This window comes from Nocardiopsis sp. MG754419 (assembly GCF_018207095.1).
Classification (GTDB): domain Bacteria; phylum Actinomycetota; class Actinomycetes; order Streptosporangiales; family Streptosporangiaceae; genus Nocardiopsis.
This window is the reverse complement of sequence record NZ_QOCZ01000030.1, coordinates 34,346-51,637: the sequence shown is the minus strand read 5'-3', so window position 1 is coordinate 51,637 and position 17,292 is coordinate 34,346. Positions and strand designations below refer to the sequence as shown.

Here is a 17,292-nt window from a genome sequence, read left to right as displayed (position 1 = left end):
AGGCGGGTGGGGCTGAGAGCAGGCCGAGGGTCAGAGTCGCGGCGGCCGTTGTGGCCACGACCGAGCGCAAGGGGAGCGGTCTCAAGAGGAAAGACTCCAGTGAGCCTTTCTTATCCTGCTTCTCGGAGCTGAAGGACCAGCACCGCGCGGGTGATCTCCCCTGCGCGTTGTGGGCAGCAGCGTAGGCGGCGCAGGATGTCCCACTGCTTGAGCTGGGCGATCGCGCGCTCACCCGGGCTGCGAAGCTTGGCGTCGGCGGAGTTGGCGTCCTTCTTCCACTGCGGCTTGCCCCGGCCCTTGAACGGGCAGAACACCACGTCCGCCAGCCCGACGTAGCCCTTGTCACCGAGCCCGATGAGGCCGGCGGCCTCGATGCGCTCGGAGATCTTCCATACCCGGGCGGCCCTGGTGTCGCGCACCGCTCCGGGCAGCGACCACGACGTCCACAGCGGTTCGCCGTCGGGGGCCGCGACGACCTGGATGTTCATGCCATGTTGCTTGTGCTTGCCGGAGTAGAAAGGCCGGTCGGCCGCGACGCGGTCGCAGGTGATGAGAGTGCCGTCGACGATCACGTACGCCCAACCCTTGCGGCGGGTGCGGCGCAGTCCTTGTCCGAGGGTGGGGCCTGGGCGGCGAGCAGGGCCGTGGTCTCGCGCACGTACCGCCAAGCGGTCGTGGTTCCGACGTCGAGCCCGGCCGCGACCTGGGCGAACGGTTCGCCCTTGTACAGGTGGACCAGGACCAGCAGGGCCTGTTGCGCCGACTCCAGGCGACGCCATCGGGACCCGGTGCGGGCGCGGTGAGCGCGAATGGTGCGGGCGGTGAGGTTGAGGGTGCGGCGTGACAACGGCAGCGCGGCAGGTTAGAACAGCATGCGGAGCTTCTGGTGCTGGGTTTTCTTGGTCGTTAACTCCTCTACCAGGGGCTTCTTGCTGTCTGGGAGGGGGTGCGGCAGACCGGTACGGGCCTGTGACCTGCACCTTCAAGATGAAAAAGGCTCACTGCTGCACCTCGGAGCAGATGGAGGGTCATTATTCTCCTGGTCTTATTTGGTGTCTTTATTCTTTGCCCTACGCCACAATGCAATCTTGAGGAGGATCCATACCGAGAAAAACAGGTCGGAGATCAGCGAACAGATAACGCCAGCATCAGGGGAGCCGCCAAAGGCGAGCCAGGCGAAATCCACCAAGAGTCGACTGGGGACAGGAGCAGCCCAAATGACACCCGAAGCAATATCGCCGAGATCACCTAATCGCCTCGTCATCCTCTAGTGTTATCCGCCGAATGCCCCCATGGCTATAAAAACTGAACCGCAGACTATGGCACCGACCGAAGGAATAATGACTTGAAAAGATGCGAAGTGAGGCCAACCTTTATCAGTTTTATAAACTCGATTATGAATAGTTCTAGCCGAACCAGCAATCTTATTGCGATAGATCAATCCCAGCACCCCGAGGATGATCACAATTGCGCCGATAGCGATTTCCAATATCTATCTTTTTTCCTAGAACTGCCATCCTGCCATGGCAGAGCACGAAGCACCGAGGCCATAAGTGACCCCGCCAGTGCCGCTCCAGTTTCCTAGGCTGTCATAGCTGACACTGGCGTTGCCACCAGCCCCGTACGCGGCATCGCAACCTGCTTGGCCGAAGAGTCCATCAGCTCTATCGCCAGTTACTCCGACATCTCCACTGCCTGCTATCCCGGTCGAAACACCGGGTCCAGCTGCAACGCGACCGCCAAACTGGTCCCAGCCGCTTCCATCAGGATCAATACTCAAGGATTTCCATCCTCCTCAGAAGCCAGTATGACTGAAACCGTTGTGTACTGGCAGAGCACACGCGTCGCGTGCACGAGAGCCATCATCCGATAACCTCGCCCTCGACAATCGGACGCTTCCCCGGCTTGTGTGCTCCGTTTGTGCTCCGCAGTTTTGGACCGGGGCGTCAGCGGGCGGCACGACGTGGCACAGGACGGCATCCTGATTCGGATGGTGCGGGACACAACGACACGAAGTGACACGGGGCGGTACCCGGGCGCCGGACTTCTCATCCGATGCATGCGCTCAGCCTTCGTTGTCTGTGGATACTCCTTTTTCGCGTTTCAACACACTCCTCGATCGCCATTCGGCGGGCCTGGGCCTCCGGTCGCAGACCGACAGACCCGGCGAGACCATGACAAGGCCCCTTGACCGGTCCGGCTGTTACAGCAGAGCAACGCGATCGCGCCCGACTCGGACACGACGGCCACGATCTTCGCTGGGAGGGTACGGGTCGGCTGGCTGAGGACCCGGTTCCGTCGACTCACTCGCTCGAAGAGCGGATATTAGTGCGGCGCCCTTTCTCGATAAGCGTCGACCACGGGCGCCGATGAGGCGGTGCCGGGATAGAACATGACCGGTCCGACCACCCGCACGCGTACCCGGTCCCCGACCCGTGGGAACGGGTGCATGTGGGTCCGGGCCCGGACCACGATGTCCGTGCCCTCCAGCAGGAGCTCGACCAGGCTGTCGTGCCCGGCGAAGCGCACTCTGGTGACCTGCGCACCCCTCGTGTCCGAGCCCGTGTCATCGTGGGCCGCCGCGGGTGCCAGGTCGATCCGTTCGGGCCTGACCAGCACGGTCCCCGGTCCTCCCTCCGATACCCCCGGGTCGACGGCGGCCAGCGTTCCCAGGGCGCACTCCACCGCTCCCTCGCGCTTCCGCCCGGGCAGCGTGACGGTCTCCCCCAGGTACGACGCGAGTCCGGCGTCCTGGGGACGCTCGTACACCTCCCGTGGCGTACCGGTCTGCACGATCTCTCCCGCGCGCATCAGCGCGACGGTGTCTGCGGTCGACAGCGCCTCCTCGGGATCGTGGGTCACCAGGAGCCCGGTGACCCCCGCGGCACGCAGGACCCGCCGCACCTCGTCGCGCAGATCCGACCGGAGCGCGGGGTCCAGGGCGTTGAAGGGCTCGTCCAACAGCACGAGGCCTGGCTCGGGGGCCAGGGCACGGGCCAAGGCGACCCTCTGCTGTTGGCCACCGGACAACTCGTGGGGCATGCGTGCGGCGTGGTCGGCCAGCCCCACCAGGTCCAAGACCTCCTCAGCGCGGGCCCGGCGCTGGAGCCGGGCGCGTCCGCGCAGGCCGAAGACGACGTTGCGCAGGACGGACAGGTGAGGGAACAGCGCGCCCTCCTGGGGGACGATGCCCACGTTCCTGCGTTCGGGGCGCAGGTGGTGGCGCCCAGCGTCGGCGAGGGTCCGGTCGCCCACCCGGATCCGGCCGGCGTCCGCGCGTTCGAAACCGGCGACCAGGCGCAGCAGGGTGGTCTTGCCACATCCGGAGGGGCCCAGCAGGGCGCCCAGGGTTCCGTCGGCGACACGCAGGTCGACCCCGCGCAGAACCCGCGTGTGCCCGAAGGACTTCTCCACGTCGGTGATGTCAAGGGCGCTCATGGGTCACCTCGTCGGCGGTGGCGGCCTTGCGGCCGAGGATGAAGGCGGGCACCGAGGCGAGAAGGATCAGCATCATCGCGTAAGGCGCCGCGGCGGCGAAGCGCCCCACGTTGGTCGCCGACCAGAGGCGCATGGCGATGGTCTCCATACCGGTGGGGTGCAGCATGAGGGTCAGCGGGAGTTCCTTCATGCAACTGAGGAAGACCAGCGTGGTCCCCGCCGCCACTCCGGGCAGGGACAGGGGCAGCGTGACCCTGGCGAACACGCCCGTGGCCGAGTGGCCCAGCGAACGACCCACCTCCTCCAGCACCGGCGGCGACTGCGAGACCGAGGAGCGGATGGAACCGACCGCCGCGGGCAGGAACAGCAACGCGTAGGCGAAGATCATCAGCGGAAGTCGCTGGTAGAGCTCGAAGGCGTGGTTGACGGCGAAGTACACCAGGGCGATGGCCACCACGACCCCGGGCATCGAGTAGCCCGCCCAGGTGGCGCCCTCCAACAGCCGCGGTACCGTTCCTCGCCGGCGCGCGGCCAGGACACCCACCGGCAGTGCCAACAGGAGGGTCAGGAGTGCCCCGCCCGCGGAGACCCCCAGGGTGGTCAGTGCGGTCTCGACCATCCGCGGCAGGTCCGGGTCGGCCGAGGAACCGCGCACGATCCAATAGACCAGGCTCACGAAGGGGAAGACCAGCGCCGCCCCGGCCACCACCACGAAGGGCAGGACCGTGAGGGCGCGCACGGGACCGGCCCGGACCGCGGACAGACCCGCACCCGGATCCCACGGTCGGCGGGTGCGGGTCGCGCCCGCTCCCAGCCGGCTGAACCGGGCGCGGCCGCGGGCCCTGGCCTCGGCCCACAGCACCACGAGCGTGATGGCGACCAGGAGCACGCTCAGGGAGGCGGCACCGGCCAGGTCGAACCGGTTGGAGTAGTCGTTGTAGATGGCCCGGGTGATGGTGTCGTAGCGCAGGGTCGCGACGGACCCGAAGTCGGAGAGCACGTACAGGGCGACGAGGAGGGATCCGGCCGCCGCCGAGGGTTGGATGTGGCGGAGCGTCACCGGCCACAGAACCCGGAGCGGGCCGAGCCCGAGGGCCCGCGCCACCTCCTCTTGGTCGCGGTCGGCCATGCGCAGGGCGGCGACCACCGGCAGGAAGACGTAGGGGTAGCAGGCAAGGGTGAGGACCAGGACGGCGCCGACGAACCCCTGGATCTGTGGCATCGCCTCCATCCACACCATGGCGGCGACGTAACTGGGGATGGCCAACGGAAGCGTGGCCACCAGGGCCCACCAACGTCCCCCGGGGAGACGGACCCGGGCCACCAACAGGGCCAGGCCCACACCCAGGACCAGACAGCCCACGGTCACGGTCCCGGTGAGCAGCAGGCTGTTGGCCAACAGTTCGAGGGTCCGGCCGCGCGAGAGTACCTCGACCAGGATGCCCGGGCCCTCCGCGAACGCCTGGAAGAGGATGTAGACCAAGGGAAGCAGCGCCAGGGCCGCGGTGGCTCCGGCGAGCAGGTAGAGCGGCAGTGCGGAGGGCAGGGCGGTGAACACGCGAAGGCCGGAGCCTCCCCTGCGGGGGGAGGGCTCCGGCTGGGCCCGTCCGTGACGGACGTCGATCACTCGAGCCCCACCTCACGCAGGATCTCGACGGTCTCGTCCAGGGAGTGCAGGTCGCTGAGGTCGATGTCGGGCTGCTCGAGGCTGTCGATCTCGGGCAGCCCCTCCCCCAGAGCGACCCCGTCCACCAGCGGGTACTCGGAGGTCTCCTCGGTGAAGTAGGTCTGGGCCTCCTCGCCGAGGAGGTACTCCAGAACGGCCTCGGCGCCCTCGGAGTCGGCAGCGGTGGCGGTGATGCCCGCACCGGCGACGTTCACCAGGCCACCGGCGTCACCGGCGGGCAGGTAGTGCAGTTCGGAGGTGACGGAGTCGGCGCCGCCCTCCTTGACCCGCTCGTACCAGTAGTAGTGGTTGTTCAGGCTGATGTCGATCTCGCCCGTCTCCAGGCCGTCGAGCATGGAGCGGTTGTTCTCGAAGGTCTGGACGTCGTTGGCGACCAGGTCCTCCAGCCACTGCCGCGCGGTGTCCTCGCCCTCGATGACCCGCAGACCCGTGACGAAGGCCTGGAAGCCGGCGTTGGTGGGGGCGATACCGACCCGGCCCTGCCACTCGGAGTCGGTCAGGTCCAGGACGCTGTCCGGGGCCTCGTCGACGTTGTCGGGGGCGTAGGCGATGACCCGGGAGCGGCCCGAGACACCGACCCAGTTCCCTTCGGTGTCCTGGTACTCGGCGGGAACCCGGTCGGTGAGGTCGGCGGGCAGCTCGGCGAGCAGCCCCTCCTGGACCAGGAGTCCGAGGGCGCCCGCGTCCTGGGAGAGGAAGACGTCGGCGTTGGTGTTCTCGCCCTCGGTGGCGATCTGGTTGGCCATCTGGGCGCTGTCGCCGTACCGGACGTCGATGTCCAGGCCGGTGGACTCGCGCATCATCTCGATGAGCGGGTCGATCAGTTCCTGGTCGCGACCGGAGTAGATGACCACACCGCCGCTCTCTTCGGCGGCACCTGATCCCGCGGCGTTGTCGCCGTCGCCGCCACATGCGGTGGCCAGCAGTGCGAGTACCGGGACGGTGATGAGAGCGGTCTTGAACCGTGGGGGCATGGCGTCCATCCGAAGGGTCTCCTACCGAAGGTCGTGTTCACGGGACCCGGTCGACTCCAGGCCTCGGCGAAGGTGACCCTAACCTAGGCCAGCCTTGCCTCAACAAAGTGGGGTCGCCTTGAGGGCGCGGGAGGCGCCGAGGGCGCCCGCACCCGCCTCACGAGGGTGCCCCGAGATCCTGGTACGGGTCCGACGGAGGTGACCGGTCCTCCGGTGCGGGTCCGACGGAGGTGACCGGTCCTCCGGTGCGGGCCGGGCCCAGGCCGGGGAAGGCGAGCCGCGGCCGGTCAGGGCGGGCGATCGCCCACGGCCGTCACGGTGCTCGATCCGCGTGGACAGGCCGGTGTCGACCGCGCCCGCGTGTGAGCGCGCCCGCTCGGCAGCTGCGCGTCCAGGGTGACCTCGTGCGGCGCAGGAGACGGACGACGCCTCGGTGAAAAAGGTGTGTGGGTGCGGATCCGCCGACGACGACGCCGACCACGGTCGTGATCGCGCCGTGGTCGGTCCCGGCCGCCGGACCACATAGGCGGCGGCCGGGAGTCGTTCATACCGTGATCGACGACTCGATCTCCCGCAGAGAGTGGCGGGGTCGGGGAGGCACCGGACAGTGCACCCGACGGGCGCGTTCGCCTGCGCCGATCAAGACACCATGCCGTTCAGGGCGCGGGGGTCGAGCCGAGCCCCGGCCGGACCGGCGCTGTCAGCGATCGACCGCGCTCCAGCGCACGTACTCGGGGACGACGTCGTCGACCCGCCAACGCAGTGCGGAATCGACCGCCACCACCCCTTCCACACGCCTGAGCCGCTGGACCAGCACCTGGGCCTCGCTTCGGCGCTCCACCACCCCCGACAGCGACACGACCCCGTCCTCGACCGCGACCGTGGGCCCATGGACACGCACGGGGCGCAGGGCCTCGGTGATCTCGTCCCGAGCCTCCGCGGCGATGTCCTCGTCCTCGCGGAGGAAGACCATGAGCAGGTCACGCCTGCTCACGACACCCGTGAGTCGCCCGTCCCCATCGACCACCGGCAACCGCTTGACCCCGTGGCGCTCCATCAATCGAGCCGCGCGCGCCACACTCGCGTCCGGCGCGATGGTGATGGCGGGGCTCGTCATCAACTCCCCCGCGTTCCTCGCGGCGGCCTTGTCCCTCGCGGTTCCTCCCGAACCCAGGCGGGCGCGGAGGCGCGCACGCATGGGCGGGCCGTACTCCCCGCCAGAGAACTCCTCCTTGTGGAGCAGGTCCTCCTCGGACACCAGACCGATGACGCGGCCCTCGCCGTCGGTCACGGGCAGTGCGCTCACGTGCCGGGCGAGCAGGATCTCGGCGATCAGCCGGTATGAGCTGTCCCTTCCGACCGAGACGACCTCGGTCGTCATGACGTCGTGCACGGTGTACATCGCGTTCTCCTTTCCCGGAGCGATCCGGGACCGGCGTCGCCCGCGCGTCCCTGAACCTCCCGAAAGAGCGCCCTTCGATCACCCGCGACTTCCCCCTCCATCATTCCCCGATCAGGGGAAAAGGATCATCGGCCCAGGGTCGAAGGGGTCACTTTGTCCACCTTTGGGGGCACTCGACCAGAGCGCTCCGGTGGGCACGGCTCTCCCCCGTCCGCTACCAGGAACGCGGCACACGCGCCGCACTCGACCTCGGTCGTCCAACGTCCGACGTCGAATGCCTCCCTCCCCGGGGCCTTTCGTCCCGGCGGCCGGGCCCAAGGGCCCGTGTCCGAGCACGCACGGACCGGTAAGGCTTCGCGTGAGAGATGCCAGGGCAGGGCCTCGTCCGGCGCAGAGGGGAAGGCACGCCATGAGGAGAGAAGCGGGTGTGGGCACCGCGGGCGGCGATTTCAGCCGCAGGGCCGCGGCACGACGGGCGGAGCTCGGGTTGTCCCGAGAGGATGTCGCCAAGCTCGCCGACATGGACCCCGGATACGTGGCCTACCTGGAAGAACACGCCCCCAAACTGACCCGACAGGCGCTGTACCGTCTCGCGATGGCCTTGAACACCACCGAGGACCACCTGCTCGGGGTCAACACCGATGCACCGCCCGGAGCGGCGACGACGATCACTCCCGTACCGGAGACCACCGCGCTGTCACGGAGAAAGTGCCTGGAGCTGATGAGCCCGGGCGGCGTGGGAAGGATCGGTCTGGTGTTGGCAGAGGCGACCGTTCCGACCATCCTCCCCGTGAACTACCGGGTGCACGACGGCACCCTCGTCTTCCGCACAGGCGGTCAGGGGCTGATCGCCCGCCACCTGCCGCACGACGCCGCCTTCGAAGTGGACCGGGTCGACGGTGCGACCAGTGAGGGTTGGAGTGTGCTCGTCATGGGCCGGGCCGACCCCGTCACGGACGAGGACGAGGTGGCCGTCCTCCGGGAGCGAGCTCCCGTCCGGCCCTGGGCTCAGGGCGAGCACGACCTCTACGTCCGGGTGATCCCGCAACGGGTCACCGGTCGCAAGGTACGCGGTCGGAGCCTTCTGTGAAGGGGCCGGGGACATCCGCAGGGGCACAGGCACCTCGGGGCCGTCACGGCAGGTGGTCACAGGGGACGCACAACGGCGCACGGCCCCCGCGCGGACGCCGCCCGGGCGTCACGGCGCCGCGCATTCTTCGATGGGGACCGGGCTCTCTTCGGTGGGGAAAGGACCGACGATGTCGGAGACCGAGGGCGTCATTCGTGTCTTTCTGTTGGACGACCACGACGTGGTGCGCATGGGCATCACGGCCCTGATCGAGCAGGAGGACGACCTCTCAGTGGTCGGCGAGGCGGCCACGGCGTCCGAGGCTCTCCGGCGCGTACCGGCGGCACGTCCGGACGTGGCCGTCCTGGATGTGCGCCTGCCCGACGGCAGCGGTGTGGAGGTCTGTCGGGAGTTGCGCGACCGCGTCCCGGGGCTGGCGTGCCTGATCCTGACCTCCTACTCCGACGACGAGGCGCTCCACGACGCGATCATGGCCGGGGCGTCGGGTTATGTGCTCAAGCAGATCCGCGGTGCGGACCTGGTCGGCGCGATCCGCACGGTCGCCTCGGGAGAGTCCCTGCTCGACCCGCACAGCACCACTGTGCTCCTACGGCGCTTACGCGCGGGTACCGAGTCCGACGACCCTCTCCGCGGGTTCACCGCCAAGGAGCGCCGTGTCCTGGAGCTGATCGGTGAGGGCCTGACCAACCGGCAGATCGGTGAGCGGATCTTTCTGGCCGAGAAGACGGTGAAGAACCACGTCTCCAGCGTGTTGTCCAAACTGGACATGCGCAGACGCTCCCAGGCGGCGGCCCACGCCGCACGTCTCAAGGCCCGTTCCGGTCGCGAGGGACCCGAGGCGACGGACCGACGGCGGCCAGATCCTACCTGATGGCCCGGTTCTTAGGTGGCGAAGAACTCCACCGCCGAAGTGCGGAAGATCGGTTCCTCGTGTGCGCGCTCGGGCCGGCGTGACGGGCTCGCCCGCGTCCGCACGCGTGTCGGCCGTCGAGCTGCGCAGGGACCGTTCCTGGAACAGGTCACGTTGATGGTTCAGGGCGGGTATATCGGACACGTGGATGCCGGCGACGATCTGACGCAAACGGTCCCGCTTCGTGGGGTTCTCCGGAAAGCCACCACGATGCGGAGTCAAGAAAGACAGTCGAAATCTCGATCTTGCGTTTCATTCGATGACTTCATACATCGATGAGAGCTCATCTCACAGGTCTTCGGCGTGCTCGCCCAGTGGTCACAGCAACCGAGAATGCGAGCGATGCCCAGCACGACCTTGAGCGCAGAGGCCGTGCACTCTCGACCTACGTCGATTCTGTGGCGCAAGCCCATCGAGACCGGAGACCTCTCGAGGCAGGACGGGAATCGGTTCCTCCAGCGCGACTTCGCCCGAACGAGGGTGCAACGGTGAACACACTCGGCGTAACCGATACGAGTCCAGGACCGTAGCCGCATGTGGGTAGCCCGTCCCCACTCGAACCACCGGCGCGGCGTCCACACGCCCGGGGAGGGTCTGCCCCACCGACCCTCGGAGCCTGACAACGTCCCTCTCGAGTAGCTGCTCGCGAGACGAACCCGGCCCGGACATGACCAACACCCCTGACACCGGTTGTCCACCCACAACCGCGACAGAAACCATGTCCGGATCAAACCCAGGCTGCACGGCCTTCCGGCTCACGCGTCCTTCACCGAACAACGGAAGGGGGTCCTTAAACGCCAGCGCCTCCACCTGTACCAGCAGGTCACGAGCGATGTGGATGGCCTTCAGAGTCCTGCAGCAGCCGCCAAGGAGCCGTTGACATAAAGCCAAACCACCAGAACGGCCGCCATAAATGGATAGATCCACATCATCCTGCGGTACAGATCGAGAAAAGCAACACGGCCTTCCTTTCTCGAGAGCTTCTCCTGGACGAGCAGGAGCAGCAGGTCAAGACCTGCGGCCAAGGCCAACTGGCCCCGGAGCACAGAAAAGAAGAACGCCGCACCCACGAGAAAGAGCGCTACAGTTTCACTGGAATCCCGGAGCAATGATCCGACAAGTCCAATGACGATAAGAACAACGAACCCCATGAATATCGAGACCGCAAATCTGAGGTAAGAGAGCCATGCCGCATCACGAATCGAAGGATTCTCTCCATAAACCGCCGAGTCTGCAACATTGAGAAGCCTGGAAACGGCTCTACTGCTTTTCGCTATCGCACCACAGACATACTCGTCCACGCGATAGAAATCGACCTCGATCGGCTTCCAACCAGAAGGCTTCGCCGAGTTCCCACTCGTCATTTTGACTCAACTTCCCAGCATCCAAGCGATTCGCCCCGAGGATCACCGGAGGCACCCATACGCGGGCTCGCATCGCACACTGCACCCACAGTCGAGTCTCTCAGCACGGGACTGCGAACTCATACGTGGGCTCACCCTTCGAGGCGACTCTGGTCGTGACCAGCGCAGCGTGGGACACCTGGCGGTCGATCCGGCCCCCTGCAAGCCGGTGGTCCCGCATACCTGAGTCTGATCGATGGCGTGGTGGATCGGACTCGCAGGCACAGCTCACCCTCGCCGCCATCAGCGCGCAACAGCCGGCCGGTGGGGCTGTGGACGTGGGATTACTCGCCCCGCGCGACCATGCTCCCGACCTGGTCGGAATCGTCGTAGGACAGCCCCTCCCCCTCCACGGAGGCGAGTTCGTCCTCGCGCCCGGTGAAGGCCACGACCTTGGACCGCGCGTCGAGCATGCGGCTGGGTCGGGGGCGGTCCCCTCCTCGGGCGCGGCCGAGACGAGTCGGTGTTCGTGGAGCAGGTACACGGGTCCACCGTTGGTGAACACGTGCAGGTCGGCGCCGACGACCCCACAGGCGTACCCACCGTTCTCGGCGCGGACGATCTGTTGCGGATGGAACGCATGGTCCGTCCGGGCGCCGTGGCCGCGATCAGCCATCCGCACCCGCCCCCGAACAGGCCGGTCGGCTCCGATTCGGCGTGGGAAGCACCGGTGGCAGCTGGTTCACGATGACGTTGCCGTTCTGTGCGCCGAAGACCTGACCGCCGTCCCGGGCGAAGTTGTTCTGAGTCGACGTCGCTGGTTCGTGGGGCAGGCGCTCCCGGATGTCCCGTTCCAGGGCCCGGAGTTCGTTCGCGAGGCCGGGATGCAGCTCCACCAGATTCTGGAGTCGAACCTGCCACTGGGCGACCAGTCCATCGCGCACCCGGGCCGACGCGTCCGCCGAACTGTCTGCGATCTTGGCCGCGTCGTGGTCCAGACGCTCGGCGACGGTTTTCTGTTCGTTCTCGCCCTTGCGGAGGAACAGCCGGACGATGTCCTTGCGAGCGGCGGGCCAGGTGTCCGTGGCCATGACACGTACCAGCGCGATCACGCCGTCCTTGACGACCTCTTCGAGCATCACCACATCCTCGCGTCATTTCGTCCACCCACGGTGAGCACCGACCTCGCGCCCGAAGCTCGGGCACCACATCACGATGCGCGGACTGCCGAGCACGGGAAGGTCCGGGTTCGCACCTTCGGCCAGAGGTTTGTCCACCATCCGCACGCGACCTTCTCCATCCCCGGACCCCGTGCCTGGTCGGGGCCTGCCGATCGGGAGCTCGCCGGCGGTTCTTCATGCCCCGATCGCTGTCGAGGCACCCAGGACTCGAATGCGCCCCCAGGATCATGTGGCGGCCGCCGGTGGAGGACGAACCCGGGTTCGATCACCGCGCTGGCTCCCATTGCGGCACCGTCCACGCCGCACCCCTGGCGGCCGGTCCACGCCGTTCGGGGCCATCCGGGCATGGGTGTGCGCATGCTCTCCCCATCGATGTGCGAGGCGGCTTTCCCGGGCACAGTGGGAATCGTCGCCTCGTCGTTCTCGTGAAGGCCCCGGCTGATGAACCCTGTGCCCCTGCACCGTGAAGCCGATGTCTCAATCACGGCTCCCCCGGCGTCGCCACAGAATCATTTTCGGCACGCATGCGATCAGGAAGAACAGCGCACCCACACCCAGCCATAAACCCACCCACGCGAGTGAACCCTGGACCACGCCGAACACGGAGATCGAGAGCAACCCGACCGACGTGATCGCGTTGGATATGATCAACCTCCGCCATTCGCGCGAGGTCGGACTCTCGGGAAAACCGTTCGGGAACCCGAAGGGGAGTAGGTATCTGCTTCGCGCCACTCTTTCGATGAACCCATCTTCTCCCCCGCTCATGCGGTATCTCCTCGTGAGAACGCGTCGATCCGGAAGCTTCCCTTTTTTCCGCGGGCGAGCGAAGAGCAGCACCTCAGACAGGACGGCGAGCACGCAAAGGACCAGAAGCGCCACGATACAGAAGACCGAACGGGCGATCCGTCCGGAGTGGACAAAGCCAAGGAAGATCAGGAAAGCGAACCGAGAGTCATGACCGGACCCCACCCGAGAAGGAACCTGTCGCTCCGGTTCGGCCTCTCGGCAGAACCTCTCCTGAGCCCGGAAAGAAGTGATCTCGACTTCGCCGGCCGTTCCACGAGATCGCGCCCCACCGATCCTTCCCTGGGCTCGCCCTCTCTCGCCGTGAGAATCGGTGTCCCTGCGTCAGGCCCACGAAAGGGCAGAGGGCGCGCACCCGAGGAAGGCGGCGGAGGCCGTCGTGGCGGCGACCGTGCCGGCCGCCCTACCCCCGCACGGCGTCCCACCCCTCCGTCCACGTGCACCCGCAGGCGTCGACACGCGCGGCACACGGCGGAGGTACGAGAGCGCCACCGCACGGGACGTCGCGATCAGGCGTCTCGCAAGCCACCGGGGACCGCGGTCGGGGGGGTGCCCCCGCGGAGAGCACGGGCGCGCGGGCGGGCCCTGAGTACACGCACTCAGGACGCGGAGACCGTTCGGGGGCACCATGGAGAGATGAACGCGACCACGACACGCACCTCCCACCGTCCCGGCCCCGCCCAGCTCCTGCAGTCGGCCGCCCTGCTGGTCGGATCGGGGATCTCGGCCTGGTGGCTGACCTACACCCGGCCGGAGAAGGTGGCCGCCGAGCAGGGCTTCCCCCTGTCCGAGGCCGATGACGTGATCCACTCGTTCACTCTTCCGGCCTGGGCGGAGAACACCCTCGGGGTGGGCGCCCTCGTCGTCACCGTGGTGACGGCGATCCTGTTGATCCGGGCGTGGCGGGCCGGACGGTTGGGCACCCGCTGGGCGCTGGCCCTGCTGGCGCTGGTGCCGATCCCGATGATGGCCGGGGTGCTGTGGGTGATCGCCACCGCACCGATCATCGGAGCCAACATCGGTCTGGGCCTGGGCATCATGGCGTTCGGTCCGGCGACCCTGATCCTGCTCGTCGTCGCGGTGGTCATGGCGATCCTGGCGTGGCGCGCCGGGTGACACGACGCGGATCGGTGTGGTCTAGGCCGGGGGAGGCTCCTGGTCGGCGTACATGCGGCGGACCGCGGGAACGCGCAGGTCACCGGTGGGTGCGTCGAAGGCCCGTGCGAAACGCCGGAAGGCGCGGGTGAGGTGATCGCGCATCGCGGTCTCGGCGGCGTCGGGGTCGCAGGCGTCGATGGCCGCCCAGATCCGGCGGTGCTCGTCGAGGGTGATCCGGCCGTCGGCGTCGGCGGGGTAGAGCCGGAAGGTGTGCAGGTGGCTGTGGGTCTGCTCGTAGGCCTCCTGGACCACCCGATTGTCGAGCGCGGACAGGATGAGCCCGTGGAAGCGGACGTCGTGGGCGACCAGGTGGCGGCGGATGTCCTGGTGCTCCTCGACCGCGGTCGCGAACCCGGTGATCTCCTCGTGGATGTCGGGGCCCGGGTTGGTCAGTCGGTTGACCGCCGCCGACCGGGCCGCCCACACGTCCACCAGGATGCGGAACTCGAACAGTTCGCGCAGCTGTCGCGGGTCCAGCAGAGGGGTGGTCCGATAACCCCTGCCGGTGGTGCGCACGACCAGCCGGTCCCCCTCCAGCTGACGGATCGCCTCGCGCACCGGGGTCTGGGAGACCCCGAGTTCCCGCGCCAGGGCGTCGATGTTGACCCGTTCGCCGGGGGCGATGCGATTCTCCAGGATCTGTGAGCGGAGCCGTTCGTAGACGTCCTCCGTGGACCCCCTGCTGCGCGGGGTCCCCTCCTCCGACGGCATCGTGTTCCTCATCCTCGTCCGAGCGGTGGACTGCGGGCCCGCTCGCGCGCGGACCCGCAGCGATCCTATCCGTGGTGCCCGCGACCTCCCGGCCCCTGGGAGATCAGGTAGGAGCTGAGCGCGCCGATCCCGAAGTCCCAGGGGGGCAACTCCTCCGCCCGGCCGACGGTGTTGGTGAGGGTGCCCAGCCGGGGGCTGCTGATCGACACACGGTCGCCCTGCTTGTGGGTGAAGCCGGCCCCCGGTGCGTCCCGGTCGAGGGTGGGTGAGAACAGGGTGCCCGTGTAGAGGACGAACCCGTCGGGGTACTGGTGGTGGGGTCCGTGGGCCGCCGCCACGAGCCGTTCGAAGGGGCGGCTCAGCCGTCCGAGGTTGTTCTCCCCCTCCAGGGCGAAGCCGTCCTCGGCACCGTCGATGCGCAGGGTGATCCGCTCCGTCCGGACGGAGTCGAGGGTGAAGGTGTCGTCGAAGACCCGGACGAAGGGGCCGAGGGCGCTGGAGGCGTTGTTGTCCTTGGCCATCCCCAGGAGCAGGGCGCTGCGTCCCTCGACGTCGCGGAGGTTGACGTCGTTGCCGAGGGTGCACCCGCGTGGTCGTCCCCGTGAGTCGACGACGAGCACGAGTTCCGGTTCGGGGTTGTTCCAGCTCGAGAAGGACGGGGTGCCCACGGTGGAGCCGGGTCCCACCGAGGAGAGCACCGGTGCCTTGGTGAAGACCTCCGGGTGGGGGCCGAGCCCCACTTCCAGGTACTGGGACCACAGTCCCCGCTCCACCAGGACCTTCTTGACCCGCGCGGCCTCCGCCGACCCCGGTTCGAGGTCGTCGAGGGTCCGCCCGAGGGCGTCGGTCAGGGCCTCGCGCACCGCCCGGGCCCGGGAGGGGTCCCCCTCGCACCGTTCCTCGATGACACGCTCCACCATGCTGTCGACGAAGGTCACCCCGCACGCCTTGACCACCTGGAGGTCGACCGGGGCCAACAGTCGGGGTCGGTCCCGGCGACCGTCGTCGGGCGCGTCGAGCAGGTCGCTCAACCGCCACCGGGCGGGCGTGCGCGTCGCGGCGATCCGCCGGTGCGCCTCCTCGTCCTCCAACAGGGCGGACACGGTCGGGGCGAGGGGGAAGAGGTCATGGACGAGGTCACCGCGCACCACGACCGGGCGGGGACCCCCGGTCTCGGGGTCCCACACACGACCGACCAGGGTCGCCGAGGTCCCGTCGGTCGGCAGGACGTCGTGGCGCGCGCTCATCGCCGGGCCTCCGCGGTCGCGAGCCCGCGCCATCCGGCACCGTCGGGGTACTCCCACGCGGTCAGGGAGTCCTCCTTCATCCGGGCGCCGTTCCCGGGCTCGGTGGGGGCCAGGTAGCGTCCGGACTCCACCCTCACGGGTGCGGTGAAGTGCTCGTGCAGGTGGTCGACGTACTCGATGGCCCGGTCCTCGATGCGTCCGCTGATCGCGGCGTGGTCGAAGAACGAGAAGTGCTGGACGAGTTCGCACAGTCCGACCCCGCCGGCGTGGGGGCACACCGGCACCTCGAAGCGGGCCGCCAGGAGCAGGTTGGCGAGGTTCTCGTTCACACCCGCCACCCGGGTGGAGTCGATCTGCATGACGTCGATCGCCCCGGCCTGGAGCAGCTGTTTGAAGACGATGCGGTTGGCCACGGCCTCACCGGTGGCGACCCGGACCGGGGCGATGCCCGCACGGATGCTCGCGTGCCCGAGGATGTCGTCGGTGCTCGTCGGTTCCTCGATCCACCAGGGGGAGAACTCGGCGAGCAGGTTCACGCGTTCCACCGCCTCGGAGACCTCCCAGCGTTGGTTGGCGTCGATGGCGATGCGCACGTCCGGTCCCACCGCCTCCCGGGCCAGGCGTAGGCGCCGCCGGTCCTCCTCCGGGGCGCCGCCGACCTTGAGCTTGATCAGTGTGAAGCCGTCGGCCACCGCCTGCCTGCTCAGGCGGACGAGTTTGGCGTCGTCGTAGCCCAGCCATCCCGGGCTGGTGGTGTAGGCGGGATAGCCCTCCCTGTGGAGGTGGTCGATGCGCTCCTCGCTCCCGCGGCGGCCCTCGACGAGGATGTCCCGCGCCTGGTCCGGGCTCAGGGCGTCACGGATGTGGGTGTAGTCCACGACGTCGACGAGTTCGTCCACGCCCATGCGGGAGAGCAGCAGCCACAGGGGCAGGCCCTCACGGCGGGCCCGCAGGTCCCACAGGGCGTTGACGAGTCCACCGCAGGCCATGTGGGACACGCCCTTCTCGGGGCCGAGCCAGCGCAGTTGGGAGTCGTGGACCAGGCGACGGGACGCCTCCCCCAGGTCGTACAGCAGCGCGTCGGTGGGGCGGCCGACCAGGAGCGCGCCGTAGCTGCGCAGGGCGGCGACGACCACTTCGTTGCCGCGACCACAGGTGAAGACCAGTCCGGTGCCCTCTTCGCCGTCGCTGGTGTGGAGGGTGACGTAGGCGGCGGAGTAGTCGGGGTCGACGTTGACGGCGTCCGAGCCGTCCAGGTGCAGGGACGTCGGGAAACGGATGTCCCGCACGTCGACGGAGGTGATGTGCGACAAGGTGCCTCCAGGTCGGTTCTGGGGTCGGGGCCCG

The 17,292-nt window shown here is 68.2% G+C and carries 14 protein-coding genes and 1 pseudogene; 3 read left to right on the top strand and 12 right to left on the bottom strand.

Annotated elements, in window-relative coordinates; translation table 11 throughout:
* Positions 1–110: 110 nt before the first annotated feature.
* The 5 genes and pseudogenes from DSY14_RS08815 to DSY14_RS08795 form a co-directional block, all read right to left on the bottom strand.
* Positions 111–853 (bottom strand): annotated as a pseudogene (locus DSY14_RS08815) (transposase family protein).
* A gap of 1,472 nt (positions 854–2,325) precedes the next feature.
* Positions 2,326–3,438 carry an ABC transporter ATP-binding protein gene (locus DSY14_RS08810; RefSeq protein WP_211715993.1) on the bottom strand — a complete coding sequence of 371 codons (1,113 nt, stop codon included), beginning with the start codon at positions 3,436–3,438 and terminating at the stop codon, positions 2,326–2,328.
* The gene (locus tag DSY14_RS08805; RefSeq protein WP_211715992.1) at positions 3,425–5,065 is read right to left on the bottom strand and encodes an iron ABC transporter permease; all 1,641 of its coding nucleotides are present in this window, start codon (positions 5,063–5,065) and stop codon (positions 3,425–3,427) included. Before DSY14_RS08805 ends, DSY14_RS08810 begins: the two co-directional genes overlap by 14 nt.
* On the bottom strand, positions 5,062–6,108 hold the full coding sequence (locus tag DSY14_RS08800; RefSeq protein WP_211715991.1) for an iron ABC transporter substrate-binding protein: 1,047 nt from the start codon (positions 6,106–6,108) through the stop codon (positions 5,062–5,064). The genes DSY14_RS08805 and DSY14_RS08800 overlap by 4 nt, the downstream gene beginning before the upstream one ends.
* Positions 6,109–6,799: 691 nt before the next feature.
* Complete coding sequence (locus tag DSY14_RS08795) at positions 6,800–7,501, bottom strand: CBS domain-containing protein (protein WP_211715990.1); 702 nt, start codon at positions 7,499–7,501, stop codon at positions 6,800–6,802.
* 409 nt (positions 7,502–7,910) lie between these two features.
* Here DSY14_RS08795 and DSY14_RS08790 point away from each other — a divergent pair, with 409 nt between their 5' ends.
* A complete protein-coding gene (locus tag DSY14_RS08790) occupies positions 7,911–8,591 on the top strand; it encodes a pyridoxamine 5'-phosphate oxidase family protein (RefSeq protein ID WP_211715989.1) in 681 nt (226 codons plus the stop codon).
* Between the two features lie 169 nt (positions 8,592–8,760).
* The gene (locus tag DSY14_RS08785) at positions 8,761–9,462 is read left to right on the top strand and encodes a response regulator transcription factor (protein WP_211715988.1); all 702 of its coding nucleotides are present in this window, start codon (positions 8,761–8,763) and stop codon (positions 9,460–9,462) included.
* 884 nt (positions 9,463–10,346) lie between these two features.
* Here DSY14_RS08785 and DSY14_RS08780 read toward each other — a convergent pair.
* From DSY14_RS08780 to DSY14_RS08770, 4 genes are all read right to left on the bottom strand, one after another.
* A complete protein-coding gene (locus DSY14_RS08780; RefSeq protein WP_211715987.1) occupies positions 10,347–10,865 on the bottom strand; it encodes a hypothetical protein in 519 nt (172 codons plus the stop codon).
* 323 nt (positions 10,866–11,188) lie between these two features.
* Entirely contained in the window at positions 11,189–11,317 is a 129-nt protein-coding gene (locus DSY14_RS29175; RefSeq protein ID WP_283091596.1) for a hypothetical protein, read from the bottom strand.
* A gap of 195 nt (positions 11,318–11,512) precedes the next feature.
* Positions 11,513–11,983, bottom strand: coding sequence for a hypothetical protein (locus DSY14_RS08775; protein ID WP_211715986.1), 471 nt, complete (start codon positions 11,981–11,983; stop codon positions 11,513–11,515).
* A gap of 519 nt (positions 11,984–12,502) precedes the next feature.
* Positions 12,503–12,790 (bottom strand): hypothetical protein, encoded by a 288-nt coding sequence (locus tag DSY14_RS08770; RefSeq protein ID WP_211715985.1) that lies wholly within the window; start codon positions 12,788–12,790, stop codon positions 12,503–12,505.
* 675 nt (positions 12,791–13,465) lie between these two features.
* Here DSY14_RS08770 and DSY14_RS08765 point away from each other — a divergent pair.
* A complete protein-coding gene (locus DSY14_RS08765; protein WP_211715984.1) occupies positions 13,466–13,945 on the top strand; it encodes a hypothetical protein in 480 nt (159 codons plus the stop codon).
* A 21-nt stretch (positions 13,946–13,966) separates the two neighbouring features.
* Here DSY14_RS08765 and DSY14_RS08760 read toward each other — a convergent pair whose 3' ends face one another.
* The 3 genes from DSY14_RS08760 to DSY14_RS08750 all read right to left on the bottom strand — a co-directional run bounded on the left by DSY14_RS08760 (position 13,967) and on the right by DSY14_RS08750 (position 17,258).
* Entirely contained in the window at positions 13,967–14,698 is a 732-nt protein-coding gene (locus DSY14_RS08760; protein WP_249187548.1) for a GntR family transcriptional regulator, read from the bottom strand.
* A 65-nt stretch (positions 14,699–14,763) separates the two neighbouring features.
* Positions 14,764–15,945 carry a fumarylacetoacetate hydrolase family protein gene (locus DSY14_RS08755; RefSeq protein ID WP_211715982.1) on the bottom strand — a complete coding sequence of 394 codons (1,182 nt, stop codon included), beginning with the start codon at positions 15,943–15,945 and terminating at the stop codon, positions 14,764–14,766.
* Positions 15,942–17,258, bottom strand: coding sequence for an enolase C-terminal domain-like protein (locus tag DSY14_RS08750; RefSeq protein WP_211715981.1), 1,317 nt, complete (start codon positions 17,256–17,258; stop codon positions 15,942–15,944). The genes DSY14_RS08755 and DSY14_RS08750 overlap by 4 nt, the downstream gene beginning before the upstream one ends.
* Between the last annotated feature and the right edge of the window lie 34 nt (positions 17,259–17,292).

Bases quoted from the DNA above. Each gene is read 5' to 3' on its own strand.
- DSY14_RS29175 (WP_283091596.1), bottom strand. From the start codon at position 11,317: ATGCTCGACGCGCGGTCCAAGGTCGTGGCCTTCACCGGGCGCGAGGAC.
- DSY14_RS08765 (WP_211715984.1), top strand. From the start codon at position 13,466: ATGAACGCGACCACGACACGCACCTCCCACCGTCCCGGCCCCGCCCAG.
- DSY14_RS08755 (WP_211715982.1), bottom strand. From the start codon at position 15,945: ATGAGCGCGCGCCACGACGTCCTGCCGACCGACGGGACCTCGGCGACC.
- DSY14_RS08760 (WP_249187548.1), bottom strand. From the start codon at position 14,698: ATGCCGTCGGAGGAGGGGACCCCGCGCAGCAGGGGGTCCACGGAGGAC.
- DSY14_RS08770 (WP_211715985.1), bottom strand. From the start codon at position 12,790: ATGAGCGGGGGAGAAGATGGGTTCATCGAAAGAGTGGCGCGAAGCAGA.
- DSY14_RS08800 (WP_211715991.1), bottom strand. From the start codon at position 6,108: ATGGACGCCATGCCCCCACGGTTCAAGACCGCTCTCATCACCGTCCCG.
- DSY14_RS08785 (WP_211715988.1), top strand. From the start codon at position 8,761: ATGTCGGAGACCGAGGGCGTCATTCGTGTCTTTCTGTTGGACGACCAC.
- DSY14_RS08775 (WP_211715986.1), bottom strand. From the start codon at position 11,983: ATGCTCGAAGAGGTCGTCAAGGACGGCGTGATCGCGCTGGTACGTGTC.
- DSY14_RS08790 (WP_211715989.1), top strand. From the start codon at position 7,911: ATGAGGAGAGAAGCGGGTGTGGGCACCGCGGGCGGCGATTTCAGCCGC.
- DSY14_RS08810 (WP_211715993.1), bottom strand. From the start codon at position 3,438: ATGAGCGCCCTTGACATCACCGACGTGGAGAAGTCCTTCGGGCACACG.
- DSY14_RS08795 (WP_211715990.1), bottom strand. From the start codon at position 7,501: ATGTACACCGTGCACGACGTCATGACGACCGAGGTCGTCTCGGTCGGA.
- DSY14_RS08780 (WP_211715987.1), bottom strand. From the start codon at position 10,865: ATGACGAGTGGGAACTCGGCGAAGCCTTCTGGTTGGAAGCCGATCGAG.